Genomic DNA, 17795 nt, shown 5'->3' on the forward strand with positions numbered 1-17795 from the left:
GCGCCCACGTCTCAGGCCGGCGGGTGGAGCTCCGCCCATACCGTTTTGCCGGGGCCGTTCGTGCGGGGGACGGCGGCCCAGTCGTCCGCCAGTGCTTCGACGAGGAGGAGGCCCCGGCCCGATTCGCCGTCGGGGTCGGGGGTGCCCGTGGCGGGGAGTTTCTCGGACCTGCTGTCGGTGACCTCGATCCGTAACGTGCCGTCGGTCTGCGTGAGGCGCACGTGGAAGTCCCGCCCGGGTACGTGCCCGTGCCGGACCGCGTTCGCCGTCAGCTCCGCCGTGATGAGCGTGACCGTCTCGTTGGTGGCCGAGGCGTAGGGGTGGCCCCAGTCGTTCAGGCGGTGCGCGATGAGACGGCGGGCGAGTCGTGCGCCGCGCGGGGTCGAAGTGAACCGCATGGCGAACTCTTGTGCGGGCGCGATGCGTTGTGGCATATGCCCTTGGGGTGGAGTTACGGACTTCATGCCCGCAACGATCGTGGCCCGTGCGTAGCTTTGAACAGGCACGACGCGCTGACCGCGGTGGCTGTACGCCGTCGGCGTGCCGTTGTGCGCGCGGTGCGGCGTGACCGGTCCTCCGCGTGTTCCGTTGGCCGCGCGAACGGTGTCCGTCCGTGGGCCCGATCGCGGTCGCGGGGTGGGTCGTTGGCGTCGGCAGAGGTGTGACGTACGGGAGGTGCGTGGGCGTGGAGGAGCAGCAGCAGGCCGAGGGGCAGTACGAGGTCGGGACCGGGATACTGCATGTCTTCGGACGCCAGCTGAAGCTGTGCCGCGAGCGGGCGGGGCTGGACCGGGCCGAGTTGGGGCGGCGGACGGGGTACTCCGCGTCCACGATCGCGTCGTTCGAGCAGGCGAGACGGATTCCGCCGCCCAAGTTCATCGACCTCGCCGATGAAGTGCTGGATGCCGGTGGCTTGTTGAGAGTGGGGAAGGGGGAGGTGGCTCGGGCGCAGTATCCGGCGTTCTTCCGGGATGCGGCACGTTTGGAGGCGAAGGCTGTCGCTTTGCATGTGTACGCAACCAAGGCGGTTCCGGGACTGTTGCAGACGGACGAGTACGCTCGTGCCGTTTTTGCCATGTGGCGTCCGTTGCTGGACGAGGAAACAGTCGGCCAGAGGGTCGCCGCTCGCCTGACCCGCCAGGACATCTTCTCTCGCGCTCCGCTGTCCACGATCAGCTTTGTGATCGAGGAGTTCGTGCTGCGCCGCCCACTGGGGGGTCGGGCGGTGATGCGGGGTCAGTTGGAGCAGATCCTGCTGCAGGGGCACAGGCGTAACGTCGAAATTCAGGTGATGCCGATCGAGCGGGAAGAGCATGCTGGGTTGGAGGGACCCTTCACCTTGATCGAGACGGAGGACGGGCAGAGGATCTCCTACGTGGAGTCGTATAAGGACAGCCGTCTCTACACAGAACGGAGGGCGGTGAGGGAGATTGAGGAGCAGTACGGCATCCTCCGGGCCCAGGCGCTCACTCCGCGCGAGTCGCTGGCCCTCATCGAGAAATTGCTTGGAGAGAGATGAACGTCGAACAGTTCGTACCCGCGTCAGCCTGGTTCAAGAGCAGTTACAGCACAGGTTCGGGGGGTGAGTGCGTCGAGGTCGCTCCCTGGCGCGGCCTCACCCACATCCGTGATTCCAAGGACCGGACGGGCCCCATAGTGAGCCTCACGCCGACCGCCTGGGCCGAGTTCCTCAGTTTTGCCGCCCAGCACTCTGCATAGAGCGAGCACGACCTCTGCCGGTGCCCCGTGACCGTTCACTCGGTCACGGGGCACCCGCCTACCCCTCGTGCACACCCCGGTGGGCCTTCGCCAGTTCCACGTACAGCACCCCGTTCAGCGAGACACCCTCCCGCTCCTCCTGCGTGAGTTCCCGCTTGACCTTCGCGGGGACGCCCGCGACGAGCGACCCGGGCGGCACCCGCATCCCCTGCGGCACCAGCGCCTGCGCGGCGACGAGGGACCCCGCTCCGATCACCGCCCCGTTGAGGATGGTCGCCCCCATGCCCACCAGGCAGTCGTCCTCGACCGTCGCCCCGTGCAGCACGGCGTTGTGGCCGATGGACACCCGCTCCCCGACAGTGATCGGAAAACCCGGGTCGACATGGAGCGTGCAGTTGTCCTGCACGTTGCTGTCCGCGCCGATCACGATCGGCCCGCAGTCCGCGCGCAGCACCGCCCCGTACCAGACACTCGCGCCCGGGTGCAGGGTCACCTCGCCGATCACCACGGACGTGGGCGCCGTGAACGCCGCCGGGTCCACCTTCGGATCCTTGCCGCCGATCCCCTTGATCAGCGCCTCGTGCGTCATCGCCGTCTCCTCGTGCTCGTCGGTACCGGCACCGTATAGGCACGGGACAGGGGGCACGACGCCACGGGGGCGGGACCGTGTGGGGTGAAGATCACAGCCGCGTCGGCTGCTGGTCGGACGTCACGCTGAGTACGGTGAGCGGGTGCCCAAGAAGAGGAACACGTTCTCGTCCCGTCGGAGCCGCCTCGTCCAGCGGGCCGTCCACGCGGGCTGGGCCTGGGTGCAGCGGACGGGCGCGGTGACCGCCGAGCGGCCCGGACGGCTGCGCTTCGCCGCGATGGGGACGGGGACCAGGCTGGCCTTCCCGCAGGGCACGGTCTTCGGTGAGCCGTGGATCCATCTCGGCGACCACTGCATCATCGGCGAACAGGTCACGCTGACCGCAGGGTTGATGCCCGACCTCGACCTCGGCGCCGAGCCCATCCTGCGCATCGGGAACGGCGTCGTCCTGGGCCGTGGCAGCCATGTCATCGCGGACACGACGGTCACGATCGGCAGTGACTGCTACTTCGGGCCCTATGTGTACGTGACGTCCACGAACCACTCGTACGACGACCCGCAGGAGCCCATCGGCAAGCAGTGGCCGCGGATGGAGCCGGTGGAGATCGGTCCGGGCTGCTGGATCGGCACCGGTGCGGTGATCCTGCCGGGGTCGCGGATCGGGCGGAACGTCGTGGTGGCGGCCGGTGCGGTGGTGCGCGGCGTCGTGCCCGACCACGCGGTGGTGGCCGGGGCGCCGGCCCGGGTCGTACGGCGCTGGACCCCGGGCGAGGGCTGGCAGCCGCCGCTGCGGACGCCGGCGCCGGTGCCGATCCCCGACGGGGTCACTCCGGAGCAACTGCACGCGCTGGCGGAGCTGGACGCCGAGGGCATCGCCGCGCTGCGGGCCACCGGGACCGCCCACGGGGACGTACGCGCGGAGTCCTGAACGTACCGGCCGGCACGGCGTACGCCCGCGCTGACCTCGCAGTACAGTTCGGTGGACGATCCGGTGCACCCCACCGTCATCCACTTCGCTGAACTCTGTCATCCGGAATATTGGACGGAATGTGTCGGACCTCGACCTGCTGACCCAGTCACTGGCGCGCAACGTCAAGCGCTGGCGCACCGACCGGGGTTTCACCCTGGACACGCTGGCCGCCCGTGCCGGGGTCAGCCGCGGCATGCTCATCCAGATCGAGCAGGCCAGGACCAATCCCAGCCTCGGCACCGTCGTCAAGATCGGCGACGCGCTCGGCATCAGCGTCACCACGCTGCTCGACTACGAGCAGGGCCCCAAGGTGCGGATCGTCCCCGCCGAGCGGGCGGTACGGCTCTGGCACACCGAGGCCGGCAGCTACAACCGGCTCCTCGCGGGCACCGAGGCGCCGGGTCCGCTGGAGATGTGGGACTGGGTGCTGATGCCGGGCGAGGGCAGCCCCTCGGACCCGCACCCCACCGGCACGGTCGAACTCCTCCACGTCACGAAGGGTGAGCTGGCGCTCACCGTCGACGGCACGGAGTACCGCGTTCCGGCGGGTGCGAGCGCCTCCTTCGAGGCCAACACCTCCCACACCTACGCCAACGCCGGTGACGTACCCGTCGAGATGGTCATGGCGGTGTCGGTCCCCGGCGTGCACTGAGAGCCCCCACGGGCCGCAGGGCACGCGAGCTACGCGGGCCATGTGCCACGGGGGCGTTCGTGCGCGCGGCGGACCCTCGGTGAGGGCCGTACCCGCGGCTGTTAGCGTGCCGTCATGCGCGCACCCATCGGACACTTCGACGACGCCTCGCCCGTCACGGAACGCCTCGACGTGCTGACCGGCCCGGTCGCCGAGGCCGTACGCGCCTGGCGCGGCAGCGTCCCCGCCGAGCAGATCGTGTACGTGGACACCGAGCCCGAGTGGGCCGACACCGCCACCTTCCTGGAGCACTACGGGCCGGAACTCCTCGACCGGTCCGCGAACTGCGTGGTCGTCGCGGGCAAGCGGGGCGGGGAGACCACCCTCGCCGCGTGTGTGGTGCTGTCCGCCACCCGGGTCGATGTGAACGGCGTGGTCCGGCGGCAACTCGGCGCGCGCAAGGCGTCGTTCGCGCCGACGGACACGGCGACCGGCGAGAGCGGCATGGAGTACGGCGGCATCACGCCGCTCGGACTGCCCGTGGACTGGCCGGTGTTGGTGGACTCCGCCGTCGTGGACCTGCCGTACGTGCTGGTGGGCAGCGGCCGGCGCCGCGGGAAGCTGCTCGTCCCCGGCAAGGTCTTCGCCGAGCTGCCGAACGCGGTGGTGCTGGAAGGGCTCGGAGTCGCCTGAGCCGGGGCCCGTCAACACACGCAGGCGGTGGCGCCGGGTGATCTGCGCGCCCCGCGCGCGGGACCCGCGTACGGCCGTGGGGCCCTTGCCCGCCGGTTGTTTCGGGTGTGTCTCGGGGGTATTCGGACGATGAACCCCCGCCCGCCTCCGGGCGAGGAGGGCTCGGGCGGGGGATGCTGAGCGAGGCGGAACCACGGTCCGGTGAGCGCCACCACGCCGCCGGACGTCCGCCCGCATCCCTCGGCACGATTCAGGAACGGTACTGCCATGAACCGCGACGCAAGAGTCCGCAACGACGTCGTCTCCAGTCACTCGGTGGCAGGCGCCCCGTGCTGGGTCAGTCTCACAGCGCGTGACCAGGGGACAGCGGAGGAGTTCTACCGGGCGGTGCTCGGCTGGCGGTTCCGCACGACCGCGCTGATGGACCGGTTCCGGATCGCCTACGCGGACGGGGTGCCGGTGGCGGGTATCGCGGCCGTCGCCTCGACCTGGCAGATGGCCGTCGCCTGGACCCCGTACTTCGCCGTCGACAGCGCCGACGAGGCGGCCGCCCGGGGCCACGAGCGCGGCGGTACGACGGCGGTCGGGCCCATCGCCTTCCCGCCGGGCCGGGCGGCCCTCCTCGCGGACCGCGACGGAGCCGTCTTCGGCATCTGGGAGGGCCAGCTCGTCGTCGGCTGGGAGACCTGGCGCCGGGCCGCCCCCGCCTTCCTGCGGCTGCACACGCGCAACGCCTTCGACGCCGCCATGTTCTACGGCGAGGTGCTGGAGTGGGCGACCTCCCGGCCCGGCTGCTGCGAGGTGCACTACGACGGGGACGAGGTGGTGCTGCGCAGCGAGGGCGAGGTGGTGGCCCGGATCCACTCCGGCGCGGTGGAGGCCGCCCCCGACCCCACGATCCGGCCCCACTGGCAGGTCCACTTCACGGTCACCGACGTCGACGCCTGCATCCGTGCCGCGCTGGACCACGGGGGCACGGTCCGGGACGGGGCGTCCGCCACGGAGGCGGTGCTGCGGGACCCGGACGGGGCCCCGTTCACGGTGACGTCGAAGCCGCAGCGCTGAGCGTCGTCCGGGAGCCGCGCCACCGGAATGCCTTCCTCCGCCGCAAAGGCGCCTACTCCTGACCGGAATCGACTGGTGGAGGGCACAGTTGGCTGTGGATTGCACGAAACCTCTTGCTCCCGTCCCGCCACGGCACGAACATCTGTCCCCGCAAGCGTCGTATTCCGGGGGGATGTTGGCATATGCAAGGTACGGTCGACGGATTCAGTTATGGCACGCTCACACCGCTCGCGGCCTATGTCATGGCCTGTCTGGGGGCCGCGCTGGGACTGCGCTGCATCACCCGGTCCCTGCGCGACGACGCGTCGAGGAAAGCCGGCTGGCTCGCGCTGGGGGCGGCGTCCATCGGCTGCGGCATCTGGACGATGCACTTCATCGCGATGATCGGGTTCCAGGTCGAGGAGAGCCGCATCCGCTACGACGTCGGCCTGACGATCCTCAGCCTCGCGGTGGCGGTCGTCGTGGTCGGTCTCGGCGTCTTCGCCGTCGGCTACCGCGGCGCGAGCACCCTCACCCTGATCGCCGCGGGCGCCTTCACCGGCCTCGGGGTCGCCGCCATGCACTACATAGGCATGGCGGCCATCCGGCTGAACGGCGGCCTGCGGTACGACATCCCGACCGTCGCGCTCTCCGTCGTGATCGCCGTCGGCGCCGCCACCGCCGCGCTCTGGGCGGCCATCGCGATCCGAGGCTTCCTCGCCAGTCTGGGGGCGAGCCTGGTCATGGGGGTCGCCGTGACCGGGATGCACTACACGGGCATGGCGGCGGTCAGCGTGCATCTGCACGGCGTGAGCGGCGGGGTGGGCGCGGGCGGGTCCGCCCACTCGCTCCTGCTGCCGATGCTCCTCGGACCGGTCCTCTTCCTGCTGCTCGCGGCCGTGGTGGTGATGTTCGACCCGCTGCTCGTCCTCGGGGACGGCGACTGGAACGGCGGCACGTCACGCGGCCGGGCGCCCGCCCAGGACGCGGACGCACCCGCCTGGTCGGGCTCGGCGTTCGGGGCGCCGCCCAGGACGAACCGGCGGACGTTCAGCCAAGGAGGGGGATCTCGATCGCCGGGCAGCGGTCCATGACCATGTCGAGGCCGGCCGCGCGGGTGCGCTCGTAGGCGGCCTCGTCGATCACACCGAGCTGGTACCAGACGGCCTTGGCGCCGATGGACACGGCCTCGTCTGCGACGGCACCGGCCAGGTCGCTGTTGACGAACACGTCGACGACGTCGACCTCGAACGGGATGTCCGCCAGCGAGGCGTACCCCTTCTCCCCGTGGACCGTCTCGGCCTTCGGGTGGACCGGGACCACGCGCTTGCCGTAGCGCTGGAGCACCGCGGCGACGCCGTACGCGGGACGCCGCTCGTTCGACGACAGGCCGACGACGGCCCAGGTGTCGCCGAGCTCGGAGAGGATCTTGCGGATGGTTGCCGGGTCGCCGTACACGGTGGGCCTCCTGGACAGACGGGATGCGGACGGGATGCAGACGGGGTGAGTGCTGCTGCGCCGGACAACAGCGGACACGGCGTGCTGATTCCCGGGCACGTGCGGCGGGAACCGGTGTCCAGGTCCCCGCCGGGCACTCCGGCCCGCCCGTGCTGCCGCGTGGCCGGAAAACCCGCCGTGATAGCTTGCGGGAGCCAGTCGAACCCATGTACGTGGGTCAGGGAATCCGGTGGAAATCCGGAGCTGACGCGCAGCGGTGAGGGTGACGGGCGGGCATCGGCCACTGGACCCGAAGACGGTCCGGGAAGGCGCCTCGTCCGGGTGAACCCGAGTCCGAAGACCTGCTGGCGGCCTCCGCGGTCCCCTGACGGCGGGGGAGCACCGTACGACCGGGCTTCGCGTTCGAGCCCTCGACGTCTGAGGAACTTCCCGTGCCCATCGCACGACCCGCCCGCCGCGCCGCCCTGTTCGTCTCCGGGGCCATCCTGCTGACCGGCTGCGGCGCCACCGACTCACCCGACTCACCCGACGCGGACTCCGCGGCAGCCGTCACCCTGGACAACTGCGGCCACACCGTCCGGGTGGAGGCCCCGCCCCGGCGGGCCGTCTCCCTCAACCAGGGCACCACCGAGATCATGCTCTCGCTCGGCCTCGCCGACCGCATGGCCGGCACCGCCACCTGGACCGACCCGGTCATGAAGGGCCTGGCCGAGGCCAACGCCGAGGTGCCCCGGATCGCCGACAACAACCCCTCCTTCGAACGGGTCCTGGACGCCGACCCCGACTTCGTCGCCGCGTCGTTCGAGTCCACGCTCGGCAAGGGCGGCGTCGCCACCCGGGACCAGTTCGAGAAGCTCGGCGTGCCCGCGTACGTCTCGCCCTCCGACTGCGCGGGCAAGGACAACACCGGAGACGGCGACGGCGCCCGGCAGAAACCGATCGGCATCGACGTCATCTACGGCGAGATACGGGACCTGGCCCAGGTCTTCGGCGTACCGGAACGGGGCGACAAGCTCGTCGCCGAGCTGAAGCAGCGCATGACGAAGGCCACGTCGGGCATCGACGCCTCGGACGTCTCCCTCCTCTACTGGTTCGCCAACTCCGAATCGCCCTACATGGCGGGCTGCTGCGGCGCCCCCGGCATCATCACCAGGGAACTCGGCGCGAAGAACGTCTTCGACGACACCCACGAGGAATGGCCCCAGATCAACTGGGAGACGGTGGCCGACCGCGACCCCGACGTCCTGGTCATCGGCGACCTGACCCGCAAGTCGCAGACCGCCGAGTCCGCGAAGAAGAAGATCGAGTTCCTGGAGTCCGACCCGGTCACCAGGAACATGACCGCCGTCAAGAAGAAGCGGTACGTCCTGCTCAGCGGACAGGCCATGAACCCGTCCATCCGCACCGTCGAGGGCGTCGAACAAGTGGCCTCCGCGCTGCGGAAGTCCGGGCTCACGGGGTGACCCGGCCGCGCGTGGGCCTGCTCTGCGCGGCCGGTGCGGCCCTGCTCGTCGCATCCGTCGCCGTCGCGATCACCATCGGACCCGCCGACATCCGCGTCGGCGACGTCTGGTCCGTGGTCGCGTCCCACCTCGGCTGGGGGAGTACGGACCTGAGCCCCATCCGGGACGGGATCGTCTGGCAACTGCGCCTGCCGCGCACCCTCCTGGCCGCCGTCTGCGGGGCCGGACTCGCCGTGTGCGGCGCGGTCATGCAGTCCCTGCTGCGCAACCCGCTCGCCGACCCGTTCGTCCTCGGGGTCTCCTCGGGCGCCTCCACCGGCGCGGTCGTCGTGGTCGTCCTGGGAGCCGGCGGCGGCCTCGTGTCGGTCTCCGCGGGCGCGTTCCTCGGCGCGCTGCTCTCGTTCGGGCTGGTGCTGCTGCTCAGCCACACCCTCGGCGGGACGACGGACCGCGTGGTGCTGAGCGGGGTCGCCGCGATGCAGCTCTTCTCCGCCCTCACCTCCTTCGTCGTGATGACGGCCGCCGACGCCGAGACCACCCGCGGCGTCCTCTTCTGGCTGCTCGGCTCCCTGGGCGGGGTCGGCTGGACCGATGTCTGGGTCTGCCTCGCGGTGCTGGCGGTCACGCTGGTGGTCTGTCTGGCGTACGCGCGCACGCTGGACGCGTTCGCCTTCGGCCAGGACGCCGCCGCGACCCTCGGGGTGTCCGTGGCCCGCACCCGGCTGGTGCTGCTGTGCGCGACCGCGCTCCTGACGGCCGCGCTCGTCAGCTCGGCGGGCGCCATCGGCTTCGTCGGCCTCGTCCTGCCGCACGCCGCCCGCGCGCTGGTGGGTTCGGGCCACGCCCGGCTGCTGCCGGTCGCCGCGCTCGCCGGGGCGGTGTTCCTGGTGTGGGTGGACACCCTGGCCCGTACCGTCCTCGATCCCCAGGAGGTGCCCGTGGGCGTGGTGACCTCACTCATCGGCGTACCGGTGTTCGTGCTGGTGCTCTACCGGACCCGGAGGACACGATGACGGCCGAGGACACCAGGAGCGCCACCGAGCACACCGGGACCGGGCCGGCCGCCGGGACGGGGTCGGCCGCCGGGCTCCGGGCCCGCCGCGTCAGCCGTACCGCCGACGGCCGTCTCATCCTGGACGGCGTCAGCATCAGCCCCGCCACCGGCGCCACCGTCGGACTCCTGGGCCCCAACGGCTCCGGCAAGTCCACCCTGCTGCGGCTGCTCTCCGGCGTCCTCGCCCCGGCCTCCGGCGTGGTCACCCTCGACGGCCGCCCGCTCGCCGAACTGGGCCGACGCGACCTCGCCCGCCGTGTGGCGGTGGTCGAGCAACAGGCCGACACCCAGGTCGAGCTGAGCGTCCTGGACGTCGTACGCCTCGGCCGCACCCCCCACCGGCGCGCCTGGACGCCGCCGTCCGGGGCCGACGAGGCGGCCGTCCGCGAGGCGCTGGCCCGCACCGGCCTCACCGACCGCGCCCGCCAGTCCTGGCACACCCTCTCCGGCGGCGAGCGCCAACGCGTGCAGATCGCCCGCGCCCTCGCCCAGGAACCCCGCGAACTCCTGCTGGACGAACCGACCAACCACCTGGACGTCCAGCACCAGCTCGACCTGCTGACCCTCGTCACCTCGCTCCCGGTCACCAGCGTCGTCGCCCTGCACGACCTCAACCTCGCGGCGATGTACTGCGACCAGCTCGTCGTCCTGCGCGAGGGACGCGTGGTGGCCGCCGGGACCCCGGCCGAGGTGCTCACCGAGGAACTCATCGCCGAGGTGTACGGAGTCCGCGCCGCCGTCACCCTCGACGGCTCGGGAGGCCGGCCGCACGTGCGTTTCCTGGGCACCGTGAGCCGGCCCACGACCCGGCCACTCGCGAACACGTGTCCGGAATGAGGTCGGCATCCCTGCGCGCGGCCCCGCACCCGCCTACGCTCACCCCGTGCTGCGTATCACCGACACTCGAACAGGCGACTCCACCACCGCCGCCCCGGCCCGCCGGGGCCTGACCCGCGTCGAGGCCCATGTGCCGCGGCCCGACACCACGGGGCTGCGCGTGCTCCTGGTCGCCGACGTCCTCGTACGGGCCCTGGAGATCGGCGGGACGCCCGTCTGGACCGTCCTGACCGGAACGGAGGGACGCGCTGAGCTCCGGGACCGGGCCGCGTGGCTCGGTATCCGGCCGTTCGAGGACGAACGCGACAGCAGCCCCGGCCTGAGCACAGCCCAGGCGCTGCGGGTACGCGGCCCGGCGGACGAGCCGGGAGACGGCCCGGCGCACGGCCCGGGCGGTGAGCCGACCGACGGTGGGACGATCGCCGGCGGGACGGCGGAAGCTGGGCCGGCGGGCGGTGGCCTACTCGTCGACGTGGCGCCGGCCGACATCGAGAGCGGCGTGACCGAGAGCGGCGCGGCCGAGGGCGAGGGCAGCGCCACGGCCCTGCGCCTCGCCCTGCTCGCCCGCCCCCGCCGCGAGCCCCTGCGGCTGGGCGCGGCCGACCTCGCGGACGCCGAGGACCAGTTGAAGCGCTGGCGGGGCGCCGTCGCCGGCTGGGCCACCCGGCCCTCCGGGCCCGTCCCCGAATCCGTGCGGCAACAGCTGCGCGCCGCCTGGGAGGACGACCTGGACGTGCCCGCCGTACTCGCCGTGCTGCGGGAGGTGGAGACGTCGGGGACCGTTCCGGACGGGGCCCGCTTCGAGACGTACGCCTACGCGGACCGGCTGCTCGGTCTCGAACTGACCCGGGACATCGGCCGCGGAGCCCCGGAGTGATCGCGCGAGCCGGGGCGGGCCCGCTGCGCCGGCTGGTCGTGCTGCGGCACGCCAAGTCCGCCTGGCCGCACGGCGTCGCCGACCACGAGCGGCCGCTCGCACCGCGCGGCCGCCGGGACGCCCCGGCCGCAGGGCGCGCCCTCGCGGCCGCGGACTGCCTGCCGGATCTCGCGCTCTGCTCCACGGCCGTGCGCGCCCGGCAGACGTGGGAGCTGACGGCCGCGCAGTGGGGTACGCCGCCTCCGGTACGCCATGACTCACGGCTGTACGCGGCGACCGTGTCCGACCTGCTGGAAGCGATGCGCGAGGCTCCCGCGCAGGCCGAGACCCTGCTGCTGGTCGGGCACAACCCCGGCCTGGAGGAACTGGTCCTCACCCTGGCCGGCGACAGCCTCGACGACGCGCTGGACGACGTCAGCGCGAAGTTCCCCACCTCGGCGATCGCGATCCTCGCCTGGCACGGCCCCGGCTGGGCCACGCTGGGCTCCGGCATGGCGCTGCTCACGGACATGATCGTGCCCCGGGGGAAGAAGAAGGAGAGCGGCGGAAGGACCGGAAAGCTCCGGGACACTCCCGATCACTGACCACTGATCACTGCTGACCACTGACCGCGGGCCGTTCATGGCGGGTCGCCGACCGGTGGGTGGTCGCACGCCTGTGCGCGGCGCGCATACGCTGGGCCGATGCAGGACGAGTACCGCACCGTGGCCCGCGCAGGGGTGCACGAGACCGAGATCAACCGCTCCCGTTTCCTCTGCGCGCTGGCGCCGGCCGCCACCGAGCGGGAGGCCCAGGACTTCGTCGCGGCCGTCCGCAAGGAGCACGGGGACGCGACGCACAACTGCTTCGCGTACGTCATCGGCGCCGACGCCGCCGTGCAGAAGGCGAGCGACGACGGCGAACCGGGCGGCACCGCGGGCGTCCCGATGCTCCAGATGCTGCTGCGGCGGGACATGCGGTACGTCGTCGCCGTCGTCACCCGCTACTACGGAGGCGTCAAACTCGGCGCGGGCGGTCTGATCCGGGCCTACGGCGGCGCGGTGGGGGAGGCCCTCGACACCCTCGGAACCCTCACGCGTAAACGCTTTCGTCTCGCCACCGTCACCGTCGACCACCAACGGGCGGGCAAGGTGCAGAACGACCTGCGGTCGACGGGGCGCACAGTACGGGAGGTGCGCTACGGAGAGGTGGTCACCATCGACATCGGCCTGCCGGACGCCGACGTCGAGGCCTTCCGGAGCTGGCTGGCCGACATCACGGCGGGGACAGCAGGGTTCGAACTGGGCGGAGAGGCGTACGGGGACGCATAGGCCACAGATCGGGCCGATACGGGAGTAGCCGCCCGTGATGTCCGACCCGGCCGTTAGTCTCGGGGATCATGAGGCTTCTGCACACTTCCGACTGGCATCTGGGCCGGGCGTTCCACCGGGTGAACATGCTCGGCGCCCAGGCCGAGTTCATCGGTCACCTCGTCGCCACCGTGCGTGAGCGGGGCGTGGACGCGGTGGTCGTGTCGGGGGACGTGTACGACCGGGCCGTGCCCCCGCTGGCCGCGGTCGAGCTCTTCGATGACGTGCTGCACCGGCTGGCGGGCCTGGGCGTGCCCACGGTGATGATCTCCGGGAACCACGACTCGGCGCGCCGCCTCGGGGTCGGCGCCGGGCTCATCGACCGCGCCGGCATCCATCTGCGGACCGAGCCCTCGGCCTGCGGTACGCCGGTGGTGCTGAAGGACGCCTTCGGGGACGTGGCCTTCTACGGACTGCCGTATCTGGAACCGGCCCTGGTGAAGGACGAGTTCGGAGTGGAGAAAGCGGGCCACGAGAGCGTGCTGGCCGCCGCCATGGACCGGGTGCGCGCCGACCTCGCCACGCGCGCGCGGGGCACGCGATCCGTCGTCCTCGCCCATGCCTTCGTCACCGGCGGAGAGGCCAGCGACAGCGAGCGGGACATCACGGTGGGCGGAGTCGCCGCCGTCCCCGCCGGGGTCTTCGACGGCGTCGACTACGTGGCACTCGGCCACCTCCACGGCAGCCAGACCATCACCGCGCGCGTGCGCTACTCGGGCTCGCCGTTGCCGTACTCCTTCTCGGAGACCGACCACCGCAAGAGCATGTGGCTGGTGGACCTGGCGGCCGACGGTTCGGTGGCGGCCGAGCGCCTCGACTGCCCCGTACCGCGCGCCCTGGCCCGTATCCGGGGCGGTCTTGAGGAGCTGCTCGCCGATCCGGAGCTGGCGCGCCACGAGGAGGCCTGGGTCGAGGCGACCCTCACCGACGCGGTGCGTCCCGCCGACCCCATGGCACGGCTCACCGAGCGGTTCCCGCACACGCTGAGCCTCGTCTTCGAACCGGACCGGGCCCCCGACGACCCGGACGTCTCCTACGCGCGACGGCTCGCGGGCCGCAGCGACCAGCAGATCGCGGAGGACTTCGTGGCCCATGTGCGCGGCGCGGGACCCGACGTCCGCGAACAGGCCGTGCTCCAGGACGCGTTCGACACCGTCCGCGCCGACGACACCGTCCACGAGGTCGCCAGGTGATCCGGTACGACGCGAGCGGCCAGCAGGGCCCGGCCCGGCCGCACGGCCCGGCCGGCACGCCGGACTTCGAGGGGAACCGATGAGGCTGCACCGGCTGCACATCACCGCGTTCGGGCCGTTCGGCGGCTCCCAGGAGGTGGACTTCGACGACCTGTCGACCGCCGGGCTCTTCCTGCTGCACGGGCCGACCGGCGCCGGCAAGACCTCCGTCCTGGACGCCGTCTGCTTCGCGCTCTACGGCTCCGTACCGGGGGCCCGGCAGGGCGGTTCGCTGCGCAGCGACCACGCGCTGCCCGGCACCCGTACCGAGGTGACACTCGAACTCACCGTGTCCGGACGCCGGTTGGAGGTCACCCGGCAACCGCCCTTCGAGCGCTCCAAGAAGCGTGGCACGGGCACCACGACGGAGAAGGCGCAGAGCTGGCTGCGCGAGTACCACGCCCCGGCCGGCTCCTGGAAGGACCTCAGCCGCTCCCACCAGGAGATCGGCGAGGAGATCACCCAGCTCCTCGGGATGAGCCGCGAGCAGTTCTGCCAGGTCGTGCTGTTGCCCCAGGGCGACTTCGCGCGCTTCCTGCGGGCCGACGCCGAGGCCCGCGGCAAGCTCCTCGGGCGCCTCTTCGACACCCGGCGCTTCGCCGCCGTCGAGCAGCGGCTGGCCGAGCGCAGGCGCGCGGCCGAGACACAAGTGCGGGCAAGGGACGCCGAGTTGCTGGCCGACGCCCACCGGATGCAGCAGGCCGCCGGTGACCTCGTCGAGCTGCCGCTGCCCGACCTCGCCCCCGGCGACCCCGGGCTCGCCGAGGCCGTCCTGGAGTGGGCGGCGATCGCCAGGAGCACGGCCCGGGAGCGGTTCACGATCACCCACTGCGCCCAGTCGGCCACCGAGTCCGCCCAGGCCGCCGCGGCTCGCGTACTGGAGGACGTACGCGAAGTGGCGCGGCTCCAGCACCGGTTCGCCGAGGCCAGGGAGCGGGCCGCACGGCTGGAGGAGCGCTCCGGGGCCCACCAGGAGAACCGCGCGCGCATGGAACGGGCCCGCAAGGCCGAGGCGGTGGCGCCCGCACTCGCCCTGCGCGAGGAGACCGAGGCCGAGCACCGGCGGGCGGCCCACGCCGAGGCGCGCGCACGCGGCCGACTGGCCGATCTCCCCGGCCTCTTCGGCCCCGCCGAGAGCGCGGAGGGCTTCGCCGACGCCGGGGCCGTGGGCCTCGCCGCCGGAGCGCGCAAGGCCGCCGAGGAACTGGGCGGCCTGGAGTCGGCCCGCCGCGCCGAGCAGCGGCTCGCCGAACTCGCCGCCGAACGCGCGGTGCTGGACCGTCAGGAGCGCGCCGACGACGACGTGCTGACGGACGCCGAGCACTGGCTCGCGGAGTGGGAGACGACCAGAGCCGGCCTCCAGACCCGTATCGAGACGGCGCAGGAGGCCACCACCCGCGCCGAACAGCTCGCCGTCCAGCGCGACCCCGCCCGGTCCCGGCTCTCGGCCGCCCGGCTGCGCGACCAGCTCGCCGGGGACACCGACGAGGCCCACGCACGCGTGCTCGCCGCGCGCGAACAGGCGGTGGACGCGCAGTCCCACTGGCTGGTCCTCAAGGAGCAGCGGCTCAAGGGCATCGCTGCGGAACTCGCCGCGGGCCTGGTGGACGGCGAGGCCTGCGCGGTGTGCGGCGCCACCGAGCACCCCGCCCCCGCCCGGAAGGCCGGCGGACACGTCGACCAGCGGGCGGAGGACGCCGCGCTCGCCGCGTACGAGAGCGCCGTCGAGCGGCGTACCGAGGAGGAGCGGCGGCTCGGGGTCGTGCGTGAGGCACTGGCCGCCGCGACCGCCGAGGCCGGGGACGCCCCCACCGCCCGACTCGCCGAGCAGGCCGCGGAGTTGGAGCGCCGACACGCCGAGGCCCGGGACGCCGCGTCGGGGCTGCACGGGGCCAGTGAGGCACTCAGGCAGGCCGAGCACGAGCACCGGCGCCGGCTCACCGCCCACCAGGAGGCCGCCGTACGCGGTGCGTCACGGACCGCGCGCAGAGACGCCCTCGCCGGTGAAACCACCGCGCTGGAAGGTGAGTTGACGCAGGCCAGGGGCTCCGCGGGCAGTGTCGCCGAGCGGGCCGCCCAGCTGGAGCGGCAGGTCTCGACGCTCACGGACGCCGCGGACGCGGCGCGCGTCGCGGCGGACAGCGCGCAGCGGCTCAAGGACGCCGACGCGCGACTCGCCGACGCGGCCTTCCGCGCCGGGTTCGACACGCCGGGGGCCGCCGCGGCCGCCCTCCTCGACGACGCGGCCCACCGGGAGCTGCAACACCGGCTCGACACCTGGCAGCAGGAGGAGGCCACGGTCCGCGCGGTGCTCGCGGAGGCCGAGACGGCCGCCGCCGCGCAGCAGCCGCCCGCCGACGTCCGGGCCGCCGAACAGGACGCAGCCGTGGCCGTCCGGCGGGTGCGCGAGGCGGCCTCCGCGCGCGACGCGGCCTCCCGCCGCTGCGCGGAACTGGACCGGCTGACCCACCGGGCCACCGCGGCCGTCCGCCGGCTGGCGCCGCTGCGTGAGGAGCACGACCGTGTGACCCGCCTCGCGACGCTCACGGCGGGCACCTCCGCGGACAACGAACGCCGGATGCGCCTGGAGTCGTACGTCCTCGCGGCCCGGCTGGAGCAGGTCGCGGCCGCCGCCACGGCGCGGCTGCGGCGCATGTCCGCCGGGCGGTACACCCTCGTCCACTCCGACGACCGGGCCGGCCGCGGCCGCAGCGGGCTCGGGCTGCACGTGGTCGACGCCTGGACCGGGCGCGAGCGCGACACGGCGACCCTCTCCGGCGGCGAGACGTTCTTCGCCTCCCTCGCCCTCGCGCTGGGCCTGGCGGACGTGGTCACCGACGAGGCGGGCGGGGTGCGTCTGGACACGCTCTTCATCGACGAGGGCTTCGGCAGCCTCGACGACCAGACGCTCGACGAGGTCCTCGACGTGCTGGACTCCCTGCGGGAGCGGGACCGAAGTGTCGGCATCGTCAGCCATGTCGCGGATCTGCGCCGCCGGATCCACGCCCAACTGGAGGTCGTGAAGGGCCGATCGGGGTCGGTCGTCCGGCAACGGGCCGGGTCCTGACCGGGTACCGATCGGTGGTCGAGGGGGCCGTGGCCGGCCGCATGGACTCAGTCGTATATCGGCTGGGCGTCCGGGCAAAGGAATCGTCAATCGGGGCCCATCGGGGCGTGTAGTTTTCTGCTCATGGCGAGTTATGCGGACCGCAGTCCGGTCGAGTGGGTCGAGTCGGGCGGCGGACCGCTCATAGCGATACCGGAAGGGGTGCTCCCGTTCTGGACGGGGGCCGACGGCGACGAGCTGGCTTCCGACTACGACAGGGCGTGCGAGGTGGAGGGCTACGTCGGCCTGCTGCCCGTCGGGAACGTCACGGCCCTCGTCCTCGGTGACGAACCGGCCGCCACCGCCTATCTGCCCCAGCACGCCACGTTCGTACGGTGGTTCGCGGGCGAGTCGGAGCGTGAGCTGCTGGCCGGGGTGCCGGCGGCCCTCGACACGGCCGCGTGGGGGCGCGAGGTGCACTGGCAGGTCCCCGGGGACGTCGTGCTGTTCGACGCGGCCTGGCCGGGGGAGGAGTCCACCAAGACGGGACACCTACGGATCCCCCTCGCCCCGGGCCGGTACGCGGTACGCACGGCCCACGCCGAACCGGGCCCGGAGACCTGGCTCGGGTTGATACAACTGCGGTTGCTGGGGCGGTAGTTGAGGTGGAGGGCAGGATAACTGGGCGTCCAGGAGCGACGGTTGAGCCCAGCCGGGCCGGGCGGCCGGGCAGGAGGCCGAGGCTGGACGGCCCCGTGGGCCGGTCCCCGGGTCCGGCCTCGCCTCTGGGTCCCGGCCCCGGCTTTCGGGTCCGGGGTCCGGCCTCCGGCCTC

19 protein-coding genes and 1 riboswitch are annotated in these 17795 nt (G+C 72.8%); of the genes, 16 read left to right on the forward strand and 3 right to left on the reverse strand.

The window, feature by feature from the left end; translation table 11 throughout:
• Nucleotides 1-11: 11 nt before the first annotated feature.
• Nucleotides 12-398, reverse strand: a complete 387-nt coding sequence (locus ACLVWQ_RS15340; RefSeq protein WP_414109206.1) for an ATP-binding protein — start codon at nucleotides 396-398, stop codon at nucleotides 12-14.
• Between the two features lie 287 nt (nucleotides 399-685).
• Between ACLVWQ_RS15340 and ACLVWQ_RS15345 the strand changes: the two genes are divergently transcribed.
• Both ACLVWQ_RS15345 and ACLVWQ_RS15350 read left to right on the forward strand, forming a co-directional pair.
• A complete protein-coding gene (locus ACLVWQ_RS15345; RefSeq protein ID WP_414109207.1) occupies nucleotides 686-1519 on the forward strand; it encodes a helix-turn-helix domain-containing protein in 834 nt (277 codons plus the stop codon).
• Nucleotides 1516-1719, forward strand: coding sequence for a DUF397 domain-containing protein (locus tag ACLVWQ_RS15350; protein WP_414109208.1), 204 nt, complete (start codon nucleotides 1516-1518; stop codon nucleotides 1717-1719). The genes ACLVWQ_RS15345 and ACLVWQ_RS15350 overlap by 4 nt, the downstream gene beginning before the upstream one ends.
• A gap of 58 nt (nucleotides 1720-1777) precedes the next feature.
• On the opposite strand, the gene ACLVWQ_RS15355 is transcribed toward ACLVWQ_RS15350, so the two are convergent.
• Complete coding sequence (locus tag ACLVWQ_RS15355; RefSeq protein WP_414109210.1) at nucleotides 1778-2308, reverse strand: gamma carbonic anhydrase family protein; 531 nt, start codon at nucleotides 2306-2308, stop codon at nucleotides 1778-1780.
• Between the two features lie 142 nt (nucleotides 2309-2450).
• Between ACLVWQ_RS15355 and ACLVWQ_RS15360 the strand changes: the two genes are divergently transcribed.
• The 5 genes from ACLVWQ_RS15360 to ACLVWQ_RS15380 all read left to right on the forward strand — a co-directional run bounded on the left by ACLVWQ_RS15360 (nucleotide 2451) and on the right by ACLVWQ_RS15380 (nucleotide 6740).
• On the forward strand, nucleotides 2451-3236 hold the full coding sequence (locus ACLVWQ_RS15360; protein WP_414109212.1) for an acyltransferase: 786 nt from the start codon (nucleotides 2451-2453) through the stop codon (nucleotides 3234-3236).
• Between the two features lie 121 nt (nucleotides 3237-3357).
• A complete protein-coding gene (locus tag ACLVWQ_RS15365) occupies nucleotides 3358-3930 on the forward strand; it encodes a helix-turn-helix domain-containing protein (RefSeq protein WP_414109213.1) in 573 nt (190 codons plus the stop codon).
• A 114-nt stretch (nucleotides 3931-4044) separates the two neighbouring features.
• Nucleotides 4045-4602 (forward strand): YbaK/EbsC family protein, encoded by a 558-nt coding sequence (locus ACLVWQ_RS15370; protein ID WP_414109214.1) that lies wholly within the window; start codon nucleotides 4045-4047, stop codon nucleotides 4600-4602.
• 267 nt (nucleotides 4603-4869) lie between these two features.
• Nucleotides 4870-5667: a VOC family protein gene (locus ACLVWQ_RS15375; RefSeq protein ID WP_414109215.1), complete on the forward strand. Its 798-nt coding sequence runs from the start codon at nucleotides 4870-4872 to the stop codon at nucleotides 5665-5667.
• A 182-nt stretch (nucleotides 5668-5849) separates the two neighbouring features.
• The gene (locus ACLVWQ_RS15380; RefSeq protein ID WP_414109216.1) at nucleotides 5850-6740 is read left to right on the forward strand and encodes an MHYT domain-containing protein; all 891 of its coding nucleotides are present in this window, start codon (nucleotides 5850-5852) and stop codon (nucleotides 6738-6740) included.
• Here the strand turns inward: ACLVWQ_RS15380 and ACLVWQ_RS15385 are convergent.
• Nucleotides 6697-7104 (reverse strand): CoA-binding protein, encoded by a 408-nt coding sequence (locus ACLVWQ_RS15385; RefSeq protein WP_414109217.1) that lies wholly within the window; start codon nucleotides 7102-7104, stop codon nucleotides 6697-6699. The genes ACLVWQ_RS15380 and ACLVWQ_RS15385 overlap by 44 nt on opposite strands.
• Nucleotides 7105-7282: 178 nt before the next feature.
• A riboswitch (cobalamin riboswitch) is annotated at nucleotides 7283-7468 on the forward strand.
• Between the two features lie 67 nt (nucleotides 7469-7535).
• On the opposite strand from ACLVWQ_RS15385, the gene ACLVWQ_RS15390 reads away from it, so the two are divergent.
• From ACLVWQ_RS15390 to ACLVWQ_RS15430, 9 genes are all read left to right on the forward strand, one after another.
• The gene (locus ACLVWQ_RS15390; protein ID WP_414109218.1) at nucleotides 7536-8567 is read left to right on the forward strand and encodes an ABC transporter substrate-binding protein; all 1032 of its coding nucleotides are present in this window, start codon (nucleotides 7536-7538) and stop codon (nucleotides 8565-8567) included.
• The gene (locus tag ACLVWQ_RS15395) at nucleotides 8564-9580 is read left to right on the forward strand and encodes a FecCD family ABC transporter permease (RefSeq protein ID WP_414109219.1); all 1017 of its coding nucleotides are present in this window, start codon (nucleotides 8564-8566) and stop codon (nucleotides 9578-9580) included. The genes ACLVWQ_RS15390 and ACLVWQ_RS15395 overlap by 4 nt, the downstream gene beginning before the upstream one ends.
• Complete coding sequence (locus ACLVWQ_RS15400) at nucleotides 9577-10458, forward strand: ABC transporter ATP-binding protein (RefSeq protein WP_414109220.1); 882 nt, start codon at nucleotides 9577-9579, stop codon at nucleotides 10456-10458. The genes ACLVWQ_RS15395 and ACLVWQ_RS15400 overlap by 4 nt, the downstream gene beginning before the upstream one ends.
• A 46-nt stretch (nucleotides 10459-10504) precedes the next feature.
• Nucleotides 10505-11335: a hypothetical protein gene (locus tag ACLVWQ_RS15405; RefSeq protein WP_414109221.1), complete on the forward strand. Its 831-nt coding sequence runs from the start codon at nucleotides 10505-10507 to the stop codon at nucleotides 11333-11335.
• Nucleotides 11332-11919, forward strand: a complete 588-nt coding sequence (locus tag ACLVWQ_RS15410; RefSeq protein ID WP_414109222.1) for a SixA phosphatase family protein — start codon at nucleotides 11332-11334, stop codon at nucleotides 11917-11919. The genes ACLVWQ_RS15405 and ACLVWQ_RS15410 overlap by 4 nt, the downstream gene beginning before the upstream one ends.
• Nucleotides 11920-12018: 99 nt before the next feature.
• Nucleotides 12019-12645, forward strand: a complete 627-nt coding sequence (locus ACLVWQ_RS15415; protein WP_414109223.1) for a YigZ family protein — start codon at nucleotides 12019-12021, stop codon at nucleotides 12643-12645.
• A gap of 68 nt (nucleotides 12646-12713) precedes the next feature.
• Complete coding sequence (locus tag ACLVWQ_RS15420) at nucleotides 12714-13877, forward strand: exonuclease SbcCD subunit D (protein WP_414109224.1); 1164 nt, start codon at nucleotides 12714-12716, stop codon at nucleotides 13875-13877.
• 79 nt (nucleotides 13878-13956) lie between these two features.
• Nucleotides 13957-16983, forward strand: coding sequence for an AAA family ATPase (locus ACLVWQ_RS15425; RefSeq protein WP_414109225.1), 3027 nt, complete (start codon nucleotides 13957-13959; stop codon nucleotides 16981-16983).
• Nucleotides 16984-17106: 123 nt separating this feature from the next.
• Nucleotides 17107-17622 (forward strand): immunity 21 family protein, encoded by a 516-nt coding sequence (locus tag ACLVWQ_RS15430; protein ID WP_414109226.1) that lies wholly within the window; start codon nucleotides 17107-17109, stop codon nucleotides 17620-17622.
• The last annotated feature ends 173 nt before the right edge of the window (nucleotides 17623-17795 follow it).

Origin of the sequence: Streptomyces sp. CWNU-52B (assembly GCF_047444975.1) — a bacterium.
GTDB lineage: Bacteria > Actinomycetota > Actinomycetes > Streptomycetales > Streptomycetaceae > Streptomyces.